Source organism: Pseudodesulfovibrio sp., from assembly GCF_028692895.1.
In the GTDB taxonomy this organism is placed as follows: Bacteria; Desulfobacterota; Desulfovibrionia; order Desulfovibrionales; family Desulfovibrionaceae; genus Pseudodesulfovibrio.
In genome coordinates this window covers 68,712-84,014 of record NZ_JAQUWN010000004.1, presented here as the reverse complement: position 1 = coordinate 84,014, position 15,303 = coordinate 68,712, and the positions used below count along the sequence as shown (strand labels likewise).

The 15,303-nt window shown below is 65.1% G+C and carries 15 protein-coding genes; 11 read left to right on the top strand and 4 right to left on the bottom strand.

Annotation, left to right across the window (positions count from 1 at the left end; genetic code table 11):
- Positions 1–130 precede the first annotated feature (130 nt).
- From PHP91_RS02015 to PHP91_RS02000, 4 genes are all read left to right on the top strand, one after another.
- Positions 131–979, top strand: coding sequence for a transporter substrate-binding domain-containing protein (locus tag PHP91_RS02015; protein ID WP_300136137.1), 849 nt, complete (start codon positions 131–133; stop codon positions 977–979).
- Between the two features lie 12 nt (positions 980–991).
- Positions 992–1,879 (top strand): amino acid ABC transporter permease, encoded by an 888-nt coding sequence (locus tag PHP91_RS02010; RefSeq protein WP_300136077.1) that lies wholly within the window; start codon positions 992–994, stop codon positions 1,877–1,879.
- A gap of 72 nt (positions 1,880–1,951) precedes the next feature.
- Positions 1,952–2,203, top strand: a complete 252-nt coding sequence (locus PHP91_RS02005; protein WP_300136074.1) for a glutaredoxin family protein — start codon at positions 1,952–1,954, stop codon at positions 2,201–2,203.
- Positions 2,204–2,205: 2 nt separating this feature from the next.
- Entirely contained in the window at positions 2,206–2,541 is a 336-nt protein-coding gene (locus PHP91_RS02000; RefSeq protein WP_300136070.1) for a ferredoxin-thioredoxin reductase catalytic domain-containing protein, read from the top strand.
- Positions 2,542–2,615: 74 nt separating this feature from the next.
- On the opposite strand, the gene traT is transcribed toward PHP91_RS02000, so the two are convergent.
- The 4 genes from traT to trmFO all read right to left on the bottom strand — a co-directional run bounded on the left by traT (position 2,616) and on the right by trmFO (position 8,520).
- Positions 2,616–3,371 (bottom strand): complement resistance protein TraT, encoded by a 756-nt coding sequence (gene traT / locus PHP91_RS01995; RefSeq protein ID WP_300136067.1) that lies wholly within the window; start codon positions 3,369–3,371, stop codon positions 2,616–2,618.
- The gene (locus PHP91_RS01990) at positions 3,371–5,617 is read right to left on the bottom strand and encodes a trypsin-like peptidase domain-containing protein (RefSeq protein WP_300136064.1); all 2,247 of its coding nucleotides are present in this window, start codon (positions 5,615–5,617) and stop codon (positions 3,371–3,373) included. The genes traT and PHP91_RS01990 overlap by 1 nt, the downstream gene beginning before the upstream one ends.
- A gap of 184 nt (positions 5,618–5,801) precedes the next feature.
- Complete coding sequence (locus PHP91_RS01985) at positions 5,802–7,100, bottom strand: O-acetylhomoserine aminocarboxypropyltransferase/cysteine synthase family protein (protein WP_300136060.1); 1,299 nt, start codon at positions 7,098–7,100, stop codon at positions 5,802–5,804.
- 79 nt (positions 7,101–7,179) lie between these two features.
- Positions 7,180–8,520 carry a methylenetetrahydrofolate--tRNA-(uracil(54)-C(5))-methyltransferase (FADH(2)-oxidizing) TrmFO gene (gene trmFO / locus PHP91_RS01980; RefSeq protein ID WP_300136058.1) on the bottom strand — a complete coding sequence of 447 codons (1,341 nt, stop codon included), beginning with the start codon at positions 8,518–8,520 and terminating at the stop codon, positions 7,180–7,182.
- Between the two features lie 78 nt (positions 8,521–8,598).
- Here trmFO and PHP91_RS01975 point away from each other — a divergent pair, with 78 nt between their 5' ends.
- The 7 genes from PHP91_RS01975 (at position 8,599) to PHP91_RS01945 (ending at position 15,283) form a co-directional block, all read left to right on the top strand.
- Positions 8,599–9,576 (top strand): ABC transporter ATP-binding protein, encoded by a 978-nt coding sequence (locus tag PHP91_RS01975; protein WP_300136056.1) that lies wholly within the window; start codon positions 8,599–8,601, stop codon positions 9,574–9,576.
- 1 nt (position 9,577) lies between these two features.
- The gene (locus PHP91_RS01970; protein ID WP_300136054.1) at positions 9,578–10,537 is read left to right on the top strand and encodes a dipeptide ABC transporter ATP-binding protein; all 960 of its coding nucleotides are present in this window, start codon (positions 9,578–9,580) and stop codon (positions 10,535–10,537) included.
- 97 nt (positions 10,538–10,634) lie between these two features.
- On the top strand, positions 10,635–11,192 hold the full coding sequence (locus tag PHP91_RS01965) for an HDIG domain-containing metalloprotein (protein WP_300136052.1): 558 nt from the start codon (positions 10,635–10,637) through the stop codon (positions 11,190–11,192).
- A gap of 35 nt (positions 11,193–11,227) precedes the next feature.
- Entirely contained in the window at positions 11,228–11,992 is a 765-nt protein-coding gene (gene cbiQ, locus PHP91_RS01960) for a cobalt ECF transporter T component CbiQ (RefSeq protein WP_300136050.1), read from the top strand.
- Positions 11,989–12,711, top strand: coding sequence for an ABC transporter ATP-binding protein (locus tag PHP91_RS01955; RefSeq protein WP_300136047.1), 723 nt, complete (start codon positions 11,989–11,991; stop codon positions 12,709–12,711). Before cbiQ ends, PHP91_RS01955 begins: the two co-directional genes overlap by 4 nt.
- A gap of 296 nt (positions 12,712–13,007) precedes the next feature.
- Positions 13,008–14,405, top strand: a complete 1,398-nt coding sequence (locus PHP91_RS01950; RefSeq protein ID WP_300136044.1) for an MATE family efflux transporter — start codon at positions 13,008–13,010, stop codon at positions 14,403–14,405.
- On the top strand, positions 14,402–15,283 hold the full coding sequence (locus tag PHP91_RS01945; RefSeq protein ID WP_300136041.1) for a phosphatidylglycerol lysyltransferase domain-containing protein: 882 nt from the start codon (positions 14,402–14,404) through the stop codon (positions 15,281–15,283). The genes PHP91_RS01950 and PHP91_RS01945 overlap by 4 nt, the downstream gene beginning before the upstream one ends.
- Positions 15,284–15,303 lie beyond the last annotated feature (20 nt).

The following is a 15,303-nucleotide window of genomic DNA, read 5'->3' as shown; positions in this document are numbered from 1 at the left end:
CCCCATGACCATCTGGAGAGCCTTCCGCACCGCCCGTGGCATCATGATCGCCATCCTCGGCGTCTCCCACGTCACCTTTGCCCAGGCATCCTGCAAAACCGGCGCGTCAGCCGAAACCAAGGAGCATCGCATGAAGACACTGCGCATCATCGCCGCCCTGGCCATCCTGACCCTCGCTCTCGTCCCGGCGGGCTGCGGCCCGACCCCCAAGAAGGACGAAACCAAGACCGCCGCCACCGGGGCGGGCGCCACCAGCCAGCTCGAAACCATCCTGAAGCGCGGCACCATCAAGGTCGGGTTCGACACCTTCAAGCCCTGGGCCATGAAGGACAAGGACGGCAACTACGTCGGCTTCGAGATCGATGTGGCGCGCAAGATCGCCGAGGACATGGGCGTCCAGGTCGAGTTCGTGCCCACCAAGTGGTCGGGCATCATCCCCGCCCTCCTCACCGGCAAGTTCGACGTCATCATCGGCGGCATGACAGTGACCCCGCAGCGCAACCTCAAGGTCAACTTTTCCATCCCCTACGAGTTCTCCGGCATGTCCATCGTAGCCGACAACACCATCGCGGGCGGCCGCACCCGGCTTTCGGACTTCGACAACCCGGACACGACCATCGCCGTCCGGCTGGGGACCACGGCGGCCGAGGCGACCAAGAACTTCCTGCCCAACGCCAAGAAGCTCTTCTTCGACGACGAGTCGCAGACCATCCAGGAGCTGCTCAACGGCCGGGTCCACGCCCTGGTAGCCTCCAACCCCCTGCCCATGACCCTGGCCAAGGAATACGCCGACAAGCTCTACCTGCCGCTCAAGGACGACTTCACCCGCGAGCCCATCTCCTTTGCCGTGCGCAAGGGCGACCTGGACTACCTGAACTGGCTCGACAACTGGGTCCGGGTCTACATGAGCAAGGGCTGGCTGCAAAACCGCTACCACTACTGGTTCTTCACCCACGACTGGGAATCCCAGGTCCAGTAGCCAGGCGCCCCGTTGCCAGCACAGAAGAAAACAGGAATCCGCCTCACCCTGCCGGACATCGCCATCCTGGCGGCGCTGGCGGGCGTGGCGGGCTATTGCCTCTACCGCGCTGCGGTGGGCCTGAACTACCACTGGCGGTGGGAGGCCGTGCCCCAGTTCCTGGTGCGCTACGACGCGGCCACCGGCTCGTGGCGGCCCGGGCTGCTGGCGCAGGGGCTCTTCACCACCATCCGGCTCAGCCTGTGGGCCGGGGTCCTGGCCACCCTGGCCGGGCTGGGCGTGGGGCTGATGCGGGTCAGCCCGCGCCTGTTCCGCCGCCAACTGGCCGGGACCTACGTGGGGCTGATCCGCAACACCCCGCCCCTGGTCCTCATCTTCATCTTCTACTTTTTCGTTGGCGACCAGATCATGCAGCTCCTCGGCGTGGCGGACGCCATCCACGCCCTCGCGCCGGGGAGTAAGGACGCCCTCTCCTGGCTCTTCGGCCCCATGGGCAGATTCCCGCAGTTCCTCTCGGCCGTGCTGACCCTTGCCCTGTTCGAGGGGGCGTACATCGCCGAGATCGTCCGGGCGGGCGTGGAATCCGTGGAAAAGGGCCAGTGGGAGGCGGCCACCGGCCTGGGCATGAGCCGGGCGAAGGCCCTGCGCCACGTGGTCCTGCCCCAGGCGCTGACGCGCATGTTGCCAGCCCTGGCCGGACAGTTTATATCAATCGTCAAGGACTCGGCCATCGTGTCCGTCATTTCCATCGAGGAATTGACCTTCCAGGGCCAGCAGATCATGACCACCACCTACCTGAGCTTCGAGGTATGGATCGTGGTGTTCGTACTCTACTTCGTCCTGACGTTCCTGTGCTCCCTGGCCGTGCGGCGGCTGGAGGTTGGCCTGAACCGGCGCTGACGCGCCCGGCCCGGAGCGCGGCGGCCCACGGGAAGCGACAATATCAACCGTACCAGATCGGAGGCGGCCCATATGAGTGAAGACGTCAAGGTTTATGCCCTTTCCACCTGCATCCACTGCCGGAACGCGAAAAAATACCTCGACGAATGCGGGGTCAAGTACCAGTGCGTGCATGTGGACGAACTGAGCGGCGACGAGCGCAGGAAGGCCGTCGAGGAAGTGAAGGGGTACAACCCCTCGGTCTCCTTCCCGACCCTCGTCATCAAGGACAAGGTGGTGGTCGGCTTCAACAAGGAGAAGATCGACGCGGCGCTGGAGAAATAGCCATGGATGCGAAGCAGCTTTACGAGACCCTGAAAAAGCTCCAGGAGCCCAAGGGCTACCACTTCAACGCGGACATGGAGAACATGACCATGCCGCTGCTGGAAAGCCTGCTCGTCAACAAGGAGCGGCTGGGCTACATGGCCTGCCCCTGCCGCCTGGCCAACGGCGACCTGGAGGCGGACCGGGACATCCTCTGCCCATGCGTCTACCGCGAGGCGGACGTGAAGGAATACGGCGCCTGCTTCTGCGCGCTCTACGTCAGCAAGGATTACAACGAGGGGACCATCGAGAAACGGGTGGTGCCAGAACGCCGTCCGCCGGAAAAAATCCTCTTCTAGGCGCGTCCGGCCACGGACGACAAAAAAGGGCCCCGGTCATCCGGGGCCCTTTTCTTATTCGCTCATGCGCCGGGCTAGATGACGTCGCGCAGGATGCGCACCATACGGTCGCGCACGCCGGTGACGATCTCCGACTGGCTGACGTTGCGGCCGCCCGCGTAGACGGCCATGGTCAGGGTTTCGCGCTGGCGGAAGCCGCGGAAGTTGTTCTTCTTGCGCTTGATCTTCTCGTCCTTGCCGAAGACGATGGTGGTGCCGTCGTTCTCCTCGCGCGGGGCCACGGTGGCCAGGGAGACGTCGGCCGCAATGATATAGGTGTCGTCGGTGACATAACTGCCGATGATGTAGCCCAGAGTGGCCCCGACGATGAGGCCCGCCGCGCCCTTGGCCACGGCGTCGCGCCCCTCGCCCTCGCGGATCGGGTCGTACGCCCCGGCCACGCCGCCCAGCGCGCCACCGGCAAAGCGGAATTCATCGCGCATGTCTTCCTGCACCTGGCCGGAATACTTGACGTTGATGTCCAGCAAAATGCCGAAGTCGTTGGTGGTGACCGGCTCGTAGCCCAGCCCCCGGTAGGCGTCCTCCAGTTGGCGCTGGAACCCGTACAGGTCGAAGGACGGATCGCCCGAGGTGTTGCGGATGCGCAGCTTGATCTTGTTGTTCACGAACAGGCTGGAATCCACGATGAACTGGTTGCTCATGGCCGAGCCGTACATCAGGCCGTCCTGGGCCTGGACCATGCCCATGCGGCTCTTGGAGGCCGTGCAGCCCGCAAGCAGGACCAGGAAAACCAGGATTCCGAGAGAGAGTGTGGTGGTAGTGCGTCGCATTAGTGACCCTTCCTGTAGGCTACGCTGTTATCGTTCAGGAACTTGAAGACTTCGGAATAGTGGATGCTGAAGTTCAAACCTACGGCGACATTCGGGTCCCATCCCCAATCATTGACACCGATCACAAACCGGCCAAGAAAGAGCGGTCCGCCGGAATTGCCGTGGTTGATGGCGGTGTCCGTCTGAATGAACAGGACCGGCTTGCCCTTGACCCCCATGATGGAGGTGTGCTCCCGCACGCTGCTGATGACGCCTCGCGTGAGCGTGAAGTCGACGCCTTCCGGGTGGCCGATGGCCTCCACGTTGTCGCCCAGCTTGACCTCCTTCTGGTCGTAGAAGGTCACGGGCGCGCCACGGTCCTGCACCTTGACCAAAGCGAGGTCGAGCCGGACGTCCTTGGCCACGACCTTGCCGAAGGTCTCGGTCTTGTCCCACTTCTTCATCTCGATGAACTTCTGCTCCTCGACCACGTGATAGTTGGTCAGGACCATGTCGGTGGTGACGTAGAAGCCGGAGCCCAGCCCTTTGGAATTCCGGACCACGACCACGCTTTCGAACCGCTTGTCATCGCGCCTGTCGAAGCCGTAGTCCTCCTTCTTGGTGCTGGCCACGGCCACGTTGCGGTTCTTGATGATGTCCCGGCGAATGACGTCCATGGAGACGTAGGAACGCGATTTGCCCTTGTGGGACGCATAGTGGTCGAGCAGCTCGGAGAGCTTGACCCTGACCGCCTGGGACTCGAACTGGTCCAGGTCCTTCTCGGTAACGTTGGTGTTCCGGATCTCGTCGAGGTTGGGGTCGGAATCCTGGAGGTTGTAGGCGACGGTGAAAAACTCCTGGGAGCGGATGTCGAAGAAGTCGGAGTAGTAGCGCTTCTTGCGCTTGTCGATGACGTAGTACTGCACCGAGCCGGTCTTGACCGATTCCACCTCCACGCGCTGGTACGGGTATTCCTCGTACACGGGCTCCTTGTTGTAGCGGGGGGTCTCGGCGACCTTCTTCTTGAGGTCCTCCATCTTCTTCTTGGCCTCTTCGGTCTTCAGCGACAACCCGTAATCCCCGATGACCTTGCCCAGGGCTCCGAAAAGGTCGGTGCCGGCCGAAGTGGTCCCCTCCTTGGCGGAGGCGGTCATGTACTCCACGTTCGCCTGCTGCAATTCCACCTGGAGCACGTCCCAGTCCGGATTGTTCACTTCCTTGTATCCGGCCAGGTAGGTGGACTTGACGTAGTTGCTGGTGTCCACGCGCCGGTTGGTCCGGGTCATGGCCAGGTTGAAGAGGATGACGATGTCCGCCTCCTTGACCGCCTTGCTCTCGAACCCCTGCTTGAGGTCCGCGGCGGACGCCTCGAAGGGCATGTCCAGGTCCACGGCCACGGGAAATTCGATGACGCCCTTCTTCTTGAGGGTGTCGCTGGTCACTTCCAGGAAGGCGATCTTCACGCCCGGCACGGCGTCGAGGGTGAGCCCGGCCTCGCCGACCTTGGCGTAGGCGGCAAGGAGCTTCGGCACGTCCGCCTTCCGCGCGTTGGTGCAGAGCTTGGCGAAATAGGCCGCGCCGAGCTCCTTCTTCATCTCGTCCGGCAGGACCGCGCCGTAGACGGTGGAGAGCTGGAGCAGCCCCTTGTCGTCGGCCTTGGCCACCGCGCCGTCCCAGGCCGCCTTCCCTTCGGAAAGGACGGAGGCGGCGTCGACGGAAACGGGATACTCGGCGAAGAAATCCGGTGCGGTCGCCAGTGGATAGGCGGCAAATGCCTCCGCAGCGCCCTTCGTCATGGCCGTGCGCTTTTCCTGCAACAAGACCTTGGCCCCGTCCAGCTCCGCCGGGCGGTATTCGGACCTGGTGAAGAGCTTAATGGCCTCCATCTTGAAGATGACGTCGTCCAGCCCCTGCAGGCTCTCCTTGGCCCCGGCCCAGTCGGACTGGGGACATGGCCATTGCAGCCCCGCCACCTTCGCGGTCTCCTCGGCCAGCAGGGCCTCGAACCGGGCGTCCATGGCCTGGGACAGCTTGCCCAACAGGAGCTGGACATCGGGATCGGCCGCGTTGGCGGCGAACCATTCCCGCTCCTGGTCGTAGACCGCGGCGGCGGCGTCGAACTTCTCCTGAACCACCAGATCCTGAACGTGGTCTTCCGGGGTATAGAACATATTATAACCCGACTGGCCGTTCTTGCCCGCCTGGCAGGCGGACAGGAGCGGCAGAAGGCAACAGAAAGCCACCGCCAACAAAACATTTTTTCGCATGGAACACCCTCTGTCAAATCCCGTGAATGGAATAATGGCAACAGTTTCAAGATGATACCGCCCCCACGGCATCGACAAACACTTAAATATGAAATAATTACATTGAAATCAATAAATATTAAGAAAAAGGCCCTCTCCTTACTCAGGAGAGAGCCTTCACTTATATTTATCGATCTATTCGCGGCTATCTGGAATGCGCCAACGCCTGGTCCAGGTCGGCGATGATGTCCGCCGCGTCCTCCAGGCCCACGGAGATGCGGATCAGGTCCGGCGGCACGCCCGCCGCGAGCTGTTCCTCGGGCGTGGACTGGCCGTGGGTGGTGGTGGCCGGATGGATGACCAGGGTCTTGGCGTCCAGGATGTTGGCAAGGTGGGAGCAGAGCTTGACCGACTCGATGAATTTGCGCCCAGCCTCCACTCCGCCTCTGATGCCGAAGCCGAAGACCGCGCCCGGCCCGAGCGGGAAGGTCCGCGCCGCCCGGTCATGGTCCGGGTGGCTGGGCAGGCCCGCGTAGTTCACCCAGGCCACGTCAGGGTGTTTCGCCAGGAACTCCGCCACCTTGCGTGCATTTTCGCAATGCAGCCGCGCCCGCATGGGCAGGGTCTCCATGCCCTGGAGGATCAAGAAGCTGTTCATGGGCGAGATGGTTGCGCCGGTGTCGCGGAGCATGCCGATGCGCACCTTGGTGGTGAAGATCGGGCACGGCCCGCTGCCGCCGCCCAGGGTCTCCCACAGGTTGATGCCGTGGTAGGTGGGATCGGGCGCGGTCAGCTCGGGGTAGCGATTCCCGGCCGCCCAGTCGAAGTCGCCCTTCTCCACGATGCCGCCGCCCATGGCCGTGCCGTGGCCGCCGATGATCTTGGTCAGGGAGTGGACCGCGATGTCGCACCCCACGGCAAAGGGATCGAAGACCGGCGGCGGGGCCACGGTGGCGTCGAGGATGAACGGCAGGCCGTGGCGATGGGCGACCTCGGCGATGCCGGGCAGGTCGTCCACGTTGCAGCGCGGGTTGCCGATGGCCTCGCTGTAGACCAGGCGGGTGTTTTCGTCGATGGCCGCCTCGAAGTTGGCCGGGTCGGACGAGTCCACGAACCGGGCCTCGATGCCGAACCGCTTCAGGGTATGCTCGAACAGGGTCTGGGTCCCGCCGTAGAGGTTGGAGCCGGTGACCAGGTTCTGCCCGGCCGAGACGATGGTGGTCACGGCGTAGAAGATGGCGGCCATGCCCGATGCCGTGGCCACGGCCCCGGCCCCGTGGTGCAGGGCGGCCAGCCGCTTCTCCATGACCTCGGTGGTCGGGTTGTTCAGCCGGGTATAGATGTAGCCCGGCTCCTTGAGGGAAAAGAGATTGGCGGCGTGGGCCGCGTCCTTGAAGAGATAGGCCGTAGTCAGGTGCACGGGCACGGCGCGGGAGCCGGTGGCGTCCGGCGTGTGCCCGGCGTGCAGGGCCAGGGTCTGGGGTCCGAGTTGCTTCTCGTCCATGATGGATTCACTCCGTGATTACGCTGGTTGATTCGCCAGCATGCGAAAAAGGGTCCGGGTTGGCAACACCCGATGCGGGCTATTCCCCGGCCGGTTGGCCGAGCCCCTGCCCGCGCAGCCAGGCGGCGAAGGCCTCACGAGCCCGCTCGCCGTAGGCTTCCTTGCGGAATTTCTTCTTGATCCGCCCTTCCAGGCCCGGCATGAGCCCGAAATTGACGTTGGAGGGCTGGAACACCTTGTCCGGCCTGGTGCGCAGATGGCCCAGGAGCGCGCCCAGGGCGGTTTCCCGCGGCGGGACGGCCACGGGTGCGCCCGTGAGCCTCGCGGCCAGCGAGAGGCCCACCCAAAGGCCGCAGGCGGCGGATTCCAGATAGCCCTCCACCCCGGTGATCTGCCCGGCGAGGTAAAAGCCGGGGCGCGCCCTGAGCTGGAGATCGTCGTCCAGGACCTCGGGCGCGTTGACGTAGGTGTTGCGATGGATGGAGCCCAGGCGCAGGAACTCGGCGTTCTCCAGGCCGGGGATCATGCGAAAGATGCGTTGCTGCTCCGGGTACTTGAGCTTGGTCTGAAAACCAACGAGGTTGAAGGCGGTCTTGTCCCGGTTCTCGGCGCGCAACTGAACGATGGCGAAGGGCCGCTGCCCGGTGCGCGGGTCCGTGAACCCCACGGGTTTGAGAGGGCCGAAGGCCAGGGTCATCTCCCCGCGCTCGGCCATGGCCTCCACGGGCAGGCAGGCCTCGAAGTGAATCTCCTTCTCGAAGGCGCGCGGCTTGACCTTTTCCCCGGCCAGCAGCTCGGCCACAAAGGCCTTGTACTCGGCCTCGTCCATGGGGCAGTTCAGGTAGTCGTCATCCTCGGGCTTCCAGCGGGAGCCCCAGAAGGCCTTGTCGAAATCGACGGAGTCGCGGGAGATGATGGGCGCGATGGCGTCATAGAAATAGAGGCGCGCGTCGCCCACGGCGTCCATCAGGCTCTTGGCCAGTTCCTCGCTGGCCAGGGGGCCGGCCGCCACGACCACGGCGTCCGCGCCCGCCAGGGCCGGGTCGTCCAGGGAGGCGACCTCGCGGCGCACCACCCGGATGTTCGGGTGGTTCTCGATCTTTTCGGTGACGTACTCGGAGAACAGCGTCCGGTCCACGGCCAGGGCGCCGCCCGCCGGGACCTCGGTGGCGTGGGCCGCCTCCATGACCAGGCTGCCCAGCTCGTCCAGCTCCAGCTTGAGCAGGCCGATGGCCGCCGCCGGTCCGGTGGCGCGGAAGGAGTTGGAGCAGATCAGCTCGGCCAGGCCGTCCTCCAGGTGCGCCTCGGACCGCTTGTCCGGCTTCATTTCGTAAAGCTCGACCTCGATGCCCGCGCCGGCCAGCCGCCACGCGCAGTCGCACCCGGCCAGGCCGCCGCCGACAACGATCACCTTCGCCATTTCCAATCCCCGGTATCGTTTACGTCCGCCGAGATATGCCGTATAGCATCCGAAAACGGCGGACCGGTGAAATTTTCCATGAGCGACACCCTACTCGACATTCGCGGGCTGACCACCTGCTTTTCCTCCCCGCGCGGCATCGCCAAGGCGGTGGATACCGTCAGCCTCACCATTATGCAAGGGGAAACCCTGGCCGTGGTGGGCGAATCAGGCTGCGGCAAGACCGTGCTCGCCCTGTCGGTCCTCGGCCTGGTGCCGGACCCGCCGGGCCGCGTCACCGAGGGCGGCGTGCTCTACCGGGGCGAGGACCTGCTGGACATGGACGAGCGCGAGTTGCGCCGCATCCGGGGCAACGCCATCTCCATGATCTTCCAGGAGCCCATGACCTCGCTCAACCCGGTCTTCCGCATCGACGACCAGATCGCCGAGCCGCTGGTCCTGCACCGGGGGCTGACGCACCGGCAGGCCCTGGACAAGGCGGCCGACGCCCTGGCCCAAGTCGGCATCCCGAACCCGAAAAAGGTCGCCCGGGCCTATCCCCACGAGCTTTCCGGCGGCATGCGCCAGCGGGTCATGATCGCCATGGCCCTGGCCTGCGCCCCGGACCTGCTCATCGCCGACGAGCCGACCACAGCCCTGGACGTGACCATCCAGGCCCAGATCCTGGACCTGATGAACGACCTCAAGGCGCGGATGAACGGCTCGCTCATGCTCATCACCCACGACCTCGGCGTGGTGGCGCGCATGGCGGACCGGGTGGCGGTCATGTACTCGGGCAAGGTGGTGGAGCTCTCGGACGCCGCGTCGCTGTACGAAAAGCCGCTGCACCCGTACACCAAGGGGCTCCTGGCCTCGGTGCCCACCCTGGGCGACCGCTCGGCCCTGCGTCCCATTCCCGGCGTCGTTCCCTCCATCTTCGACCTGCCCGAGGGGTGCCGATTCCACCCGCGCTGCCCCAGGGCATTCCCCAAGTGCTCCCTGATCCTGCCGCCGCTCCGGCAGGCCGCGCCCGGCCGCCACGTCCGCTGCTGGCTCTACGAAGACGAGGTCAACTGACATGCCCGCCCTGCTCGAACTCGTCGAGGTGCGCAAGCTCTACCGCGTCAGCAGCGGCCTGCTCGGCCTGCAATCGGACACCGTGCGCGCCGTGGACGGCGTGTCCCTGCGCGTGGAGCGTGGCGAAACCCTCGGCCTGGTGGGCGAATCCGGCTGCGGCAAGTCCACCCTGGCCAAGTGCGTCATGGGCCTGGAGTCCGTGACCTCCGGCGAGGTGGTCTTCGAGGGCCGGCCAATGGCCGAGTGGAATGAAACCGAGCTGCGCCGCCACATGCAGATGATCTTCCAGGACCCCTATTCCTCCCTCAACCCGCGCCAGAAGATCGGCTCCATCATCCGCGAGGGGCTGGACATCCACAAGATCGGCGCCCCGGCCGAGCGCAATGCCAGGGTGGAGGAACTGCTGGGGCTGGTCGGCCTCCTGCCCGAGCACGGGGCGCGCTACCCGCACGAATTTTCCGGCGGCCAGCGTCAGCGCGTGGCCGTGGCCCGCACACTGGCCCTGGACCCGGACCTCGTTGTCTGCGACGAGCCGGTCTCGGCCTTGGACGTCTCGGTCCAGGCCCAGGTCCTGAGCCTGCTGCGCGACCTCCAGGCCCGCTTCGGCCTGACTTACGTGTTCATCTCCCACGACCTGTCCGTGATCAGCCACATCTCGGACCGGGTGGCGGTCATGTACCTGGGCCGGATCATGGAACTGGCCCCGAGCGAAAAGCTCTTCGCCTCGCCCAGGCACCCCTACACCGAGGCCCTGCTCTCGGCCGTGCTGGTCCCGGACCCCAAGCGCCGTCCCGAACGCATCCCGCTCACGGGCGACCTGCCGAGCCCCATGAACCCGCCCTCGGGCTGCCCCTTCCACCCGCGCTGTCCCAAGGCCTTCGACAAGTGCCCGGCCGAGCGGCCGGAGCTCCGGGAAGTGGAGCCCGGCGTGCAGGTCGCCTGCTGGCTGTATGACGGCTAGCCGCTCGAACCGACTTGATATGATGATGTTTTTAATTCGATATTCAAACAAGTTAACACAAAAACATAAAGTTTCACTTTAAGATTCGGAGGATATCGTGCTGACCCGTGAAGAAGCCCTGGCGCTGCTCAAATCCAAGAACACCGAAGCCAACCTGATCCACCACGCCCTGGAGTCCGAGGCGGTCCTGCGCGGCCTGGCCGAGCGGCTGGGCAAGGACGTGGAGCTGTGGGGCGTCACCGGCCTGCTGCACGACCTGGACTACGCCACCACCAAGATCGAGGTCGCCCGCCACGGGCTGGACTCCGCCGAATGGCTGGAGGGCCAACTGCCCGCCGAGGCCCTGGACGCCATCCGCCGCCACGCCTGCGAGATGAACGGGGCCGAGGGTCCGTCCACGGACTTCGACTACGCCCTGCGTTGCGGCGAGACCGTCACCGGCATGGTCCACGCCGGGGCCCTGGTGCGGCCAACCAAGATCGAGGGCATGGCGGCCAAGAGCCTCAAGAAGAAAATGAAGGACAAAGCCTTCGCCGCGTCGGTCAACCGCGACTGCATCCGCGAGTGCGACAAGCTCGGCCTGGAGCTGGGCGACTTCCTGCAACTGGCCATCGACTCCGTGACGAAGATCGCCCCGGAAGTCGGGCTGGCATAGCCGTTCCGCAACAACACCAGGCAACGGGACCCGCATTGACCGCCATCGCCGCACCCTTCGCCGAGGGGCGTTCCCTCCTCCACCGGCTCGACCCCAGGTTCCGCCTGCTGGCCGCCGCCGCACTGACCCTGCCCGCGGCCGTGCTCCACGACCTGCGGGCCGCCCTGGCCGCCCTGGCCGCCGGGGCCCTGCTCGTGCTCCTGGCCCGGCTCTCGCCGGTCCGGGTGGCCGGGCGCGTGCTCGCGGTCAATGCGTTCATCCTGTTCCTGTGGCTGTTCATCCCCTTCTCCCTGGACGGCGCGCCGCTCCTGGTCCTGGGGCCCTTCACGGCCACCCGCGAGGGCGTGGACCTCGCCCTGCTCCTCACCGTCAAGTCCAACGCCATCCTGCTGACGCTCATGGCCTTGCTCGGGACCATCCCTGTCCAGGACCTCGGCCCGGCCATGCAGCGGCTCGGGGTGCCGGGCAAGCTCTGCCACATCCTGCTCTTCACCTACCGCTACATCTTCGTCATCCACCAGGAATACCTGACCATGCGCCAGGCCATGCAGGCGCGCGGCTTCCGCCCCCGGACCGACCGCCACACCTACCGCTCCTACGCCTGGCTGCTGGGCATGCTCCTGGTGCGCAGTTGGGACCGGGCCGAGCGCGTCCATGGGGCCATGCGCTGCCGTGGCTTTCAGGGCCGGTTCTACACCCTGACCAGCTTTGCCGCCGCGCCCGGAGACTACGCCTTCCTGGCCGGTTCCCTGATCGTCACGGCGGCCATCATCTGCCTTGAAATAATGAGGATTTCATGAGCCGAGCCATCATCGACCTGCACGACATCGCCTACGCCTTCCCCGGCCGCGCCGCCACCCTGGACGGGCTCGACTTCCACCTGCACGAGGGCGGGAAGGTCGGCCTCTTCGGCCCCAACGGCGCGGGCAAGACCACCATGCTGCACATCCTCATGGGACTGCTGCGGCCCGACCGGGGCACGGTCTCCCTCTTCGGCAAGACCATGGCCGACGGCAAGGGCTTCGACGAAGCCCGGCTCAAGATCGGCTTCCTGTTCCAGCACTCCGACGACCAGCTCTTCTGCCCCACCGTGCTCGACGACGTGGCCTTCGGCCCCCTCAACCAGGGCCTGCCACCGGACCAGGCGCGCGATCGCGCTGCCGAGGCCCTGGCCGCCGTGGGCCTCTCGGGCTTCGAGGACCGCGTCCCCTACCGCCTCTCGGGCGGCGAAAAGAAGCTGGTGGCGCTGGCCACCATCCTGTCCATGCGCCCCGAGGTCCTCGTCCTGGACGAGCCCACCACCGGCCTCTCGCCCGAGGCCAAGGACCGGCTGGTCGAAATCCTGACCAACCTGGACATGGCCCGCCTGGTGGTCTCCCACGAGCCGGACTTCCTGAGCGCCACCACGGACACCCTCCTGGCCATGCGCGACGGCCGCATCTACCCCGGCAAGCTCAAGGCCCACAGCCACGTCCACGTCCACGAGGAAGGCGACGTCCCGCACGAACACGAGCATTAGGCGCGTCGCCTCCGGCGGGCGGGGGGAAGGGAAGAGGGAAACCTTTTGGAAAAGGTTTCCCTCTTCCCTTCCCCCCGGACCCCACAACCCATCTCCCTTCCAAAACTTTTTGGTTCGCATCGCGGGGGGGGACAAGGGGAAACCGAGGACGTGAGAGGAAGGCGGAACAACGTGCGTCGAGATAGCGCGGCATTTGAAAAGACAAAGACAAAAAAACGGCCCGGCCCCTTGGCATCCGTTGAATAGGACCTATTATGTTGCGATGGCCGCTCATGGCCGCAGCAAAAAGAAATCCCATGCCTGACAACTTCGCCTCCTCCGACATGACGCGGGCTCCCTACCGCACCATCTGGCATCTGGCCTGGCCCCAGGTCATCATGATGTTCTTCCATTTCTGCATCGGCCTGGCCGACGTCTGGGTGGCGGGGCACATCGACCGGCAGGTCCAGGCCTCGCTGGGCATCATCACCCAGTCCCTGCTCTTCCTGCTCATCCTGGCCATGGCCGTGGCCAACGGCGCGGTGGCCGCCATCAGCCAGTCCATCGGCGCGGGCATGGCGGTGCGGGCCAGGCGATACGTGGGGCTCTGCCTCACCCTGGTCCTGCTGCTCGGCAGCGTCATCATGTTCGCGGGCCTGCCCTTCAAGTCGTTCATCGTCACGGCCCTCCAGGTGCCGGACTCCATGCGCCACATCACCGGCTATTTCCTGGCCGTGTATCTGTACGTGCTGCCGCCCTACTACCTGCTGACCATCACCAACGCCATCTTCCGCGCCAACAAGCAGGTCATGTTCCCGCTCTATTCCATGATCCTGGTCACCACGCTCAACGCGGTGCTGGACATCGGCCTGGGCCTGGGCTGGTGGGGTTTCCCGCAGATCGGCTTCAAGGGACTGGCCTGGGCCACCTTCGGCTCGGTCACGGCGGGCGCGCTCTTCAACATCTTCGTGCTCTACCGGGGCGGCCTGCTCTGCCGCGCCTGCTTCGCTCCCTGGCGCTGGACCAGGGCGGCCCTGCCCTACCTGTTCAAGGTGGCCTGGCCCTCGGGGCTGATGCAGATCGTCTGGCAGTCGGGCTACCTCTTTCTCTACGCCATCACCGCCAGCCTGCCCTGGAACCCGGTGGACGCCCTGGCGGGCATGGCCGTGGGGCTGCGCATCGAGGCCCTGCTCTTCCTGCCCGCCTTCGCCTTCAACATGACGGCGTCCATCCTCATCGGCCACTACCTGGGCGCGCGCCAGGCCGACGAGGCCAAGAAATTCGGCTTCCGCATCCTCGGGCTGGGCCTGGTATCGCTGTCCCTGCTCGCCGTGGTCGCCTGGCGGTTCATCCCCTACTGGGTCAGCCTGCTGACAACGGACCAGGCCGTGGCCGCCCAGGCCCTGAGCTACCTCAAGTGGAACGTCCTGGCCATCCCGTTCACCCTGACCTCCATGATCCTGGCCGGCGCCCTCAACGGGGCCGGGGCCACCTTCTACAACATGCTCATCATGGGCGGGGCCACCTGGGGCGTCCGGCTGCCCCTGGCCTACTACCTGGGCCACGTCGGCATGAAGGACGCCGAGGGCATCTGGATCGCCATGTTCTGCTCCCAGATCGTCCAGTCCATGACCCTGCTCTACTACTACTCCTTCAAAAACTGGCGGCGTTTCGCTATGATCAAGAACCGCAACGCAAACAAGGTATCCGCATGACGCTCGATTTCGAACCCATCCGCCTGCAGCGGCAGCAGGAATATCACCAATGCCTGGATAGCTGCCCGCAGCTCATGACCAGCGACTTCTCCTTCGCCAACATCTACGGCTGGGCCGAACACTACGGCCTGGAGTGGGCGTTCCACAATGGGCTGTGCTTCATCCGCCAGACCAGGCCCGAGACCGTGTTCTGGGCCCCGGTTGGCCCCTGGGAGCGATACGAGTGGAAGGACTGCAAGGCCATGCGGGAGAGCCGCGCCTTCATACGGGTGCCCGAGGCCCTGACCCGCATGTGGTCCATCGCCTACGGCAACGCCATCCTCATCGAGGAGAACCGCGATCACTGGGACTACGTGTACGCAGTGGAGGAGCTCATCGCCCTCAAGGGCAAGCCGTTCCACAAGAAAAAGAATCTGCTCAACCAGTTCCTCAAGACCTACGAGTACGACTACGAGACCATGCGCCCCGAGTGCGTTGAGGAAGTGCTCGAAATGCAGGACGAATGGTACAAATGGTACGAGGAAAACGACCCCTCGGAGGCCCTGACGGCCGAGAACCGCGCCATCACCCGCGTGCTGCACAACTTCGACCAGATCGCGGGCCTGACCGGGGCCACCCTCCGCGTGGACGGCAAGGTCATCGCCTATACCGTGGCCGAGCCCCTGTGCGAGGACTCCCTGGTCATCCACTTCGAGAAGGGCGACATCCGACACAAGGGCGTCTACCAGGCCATCAACCAGATGTTCCTGCAAAACGACGCGGCCATGTACACCAACGTCAACCGCGAGCAGGACCTGGGCGACCCCGGTCTGCGCAAGGCCAAGATGTCCTACAACCCGTCGTTCTTCCTGAAGAAGTTCAATGCGACGCTGCTCTAGGCAAAGGATGGAAGACCGAG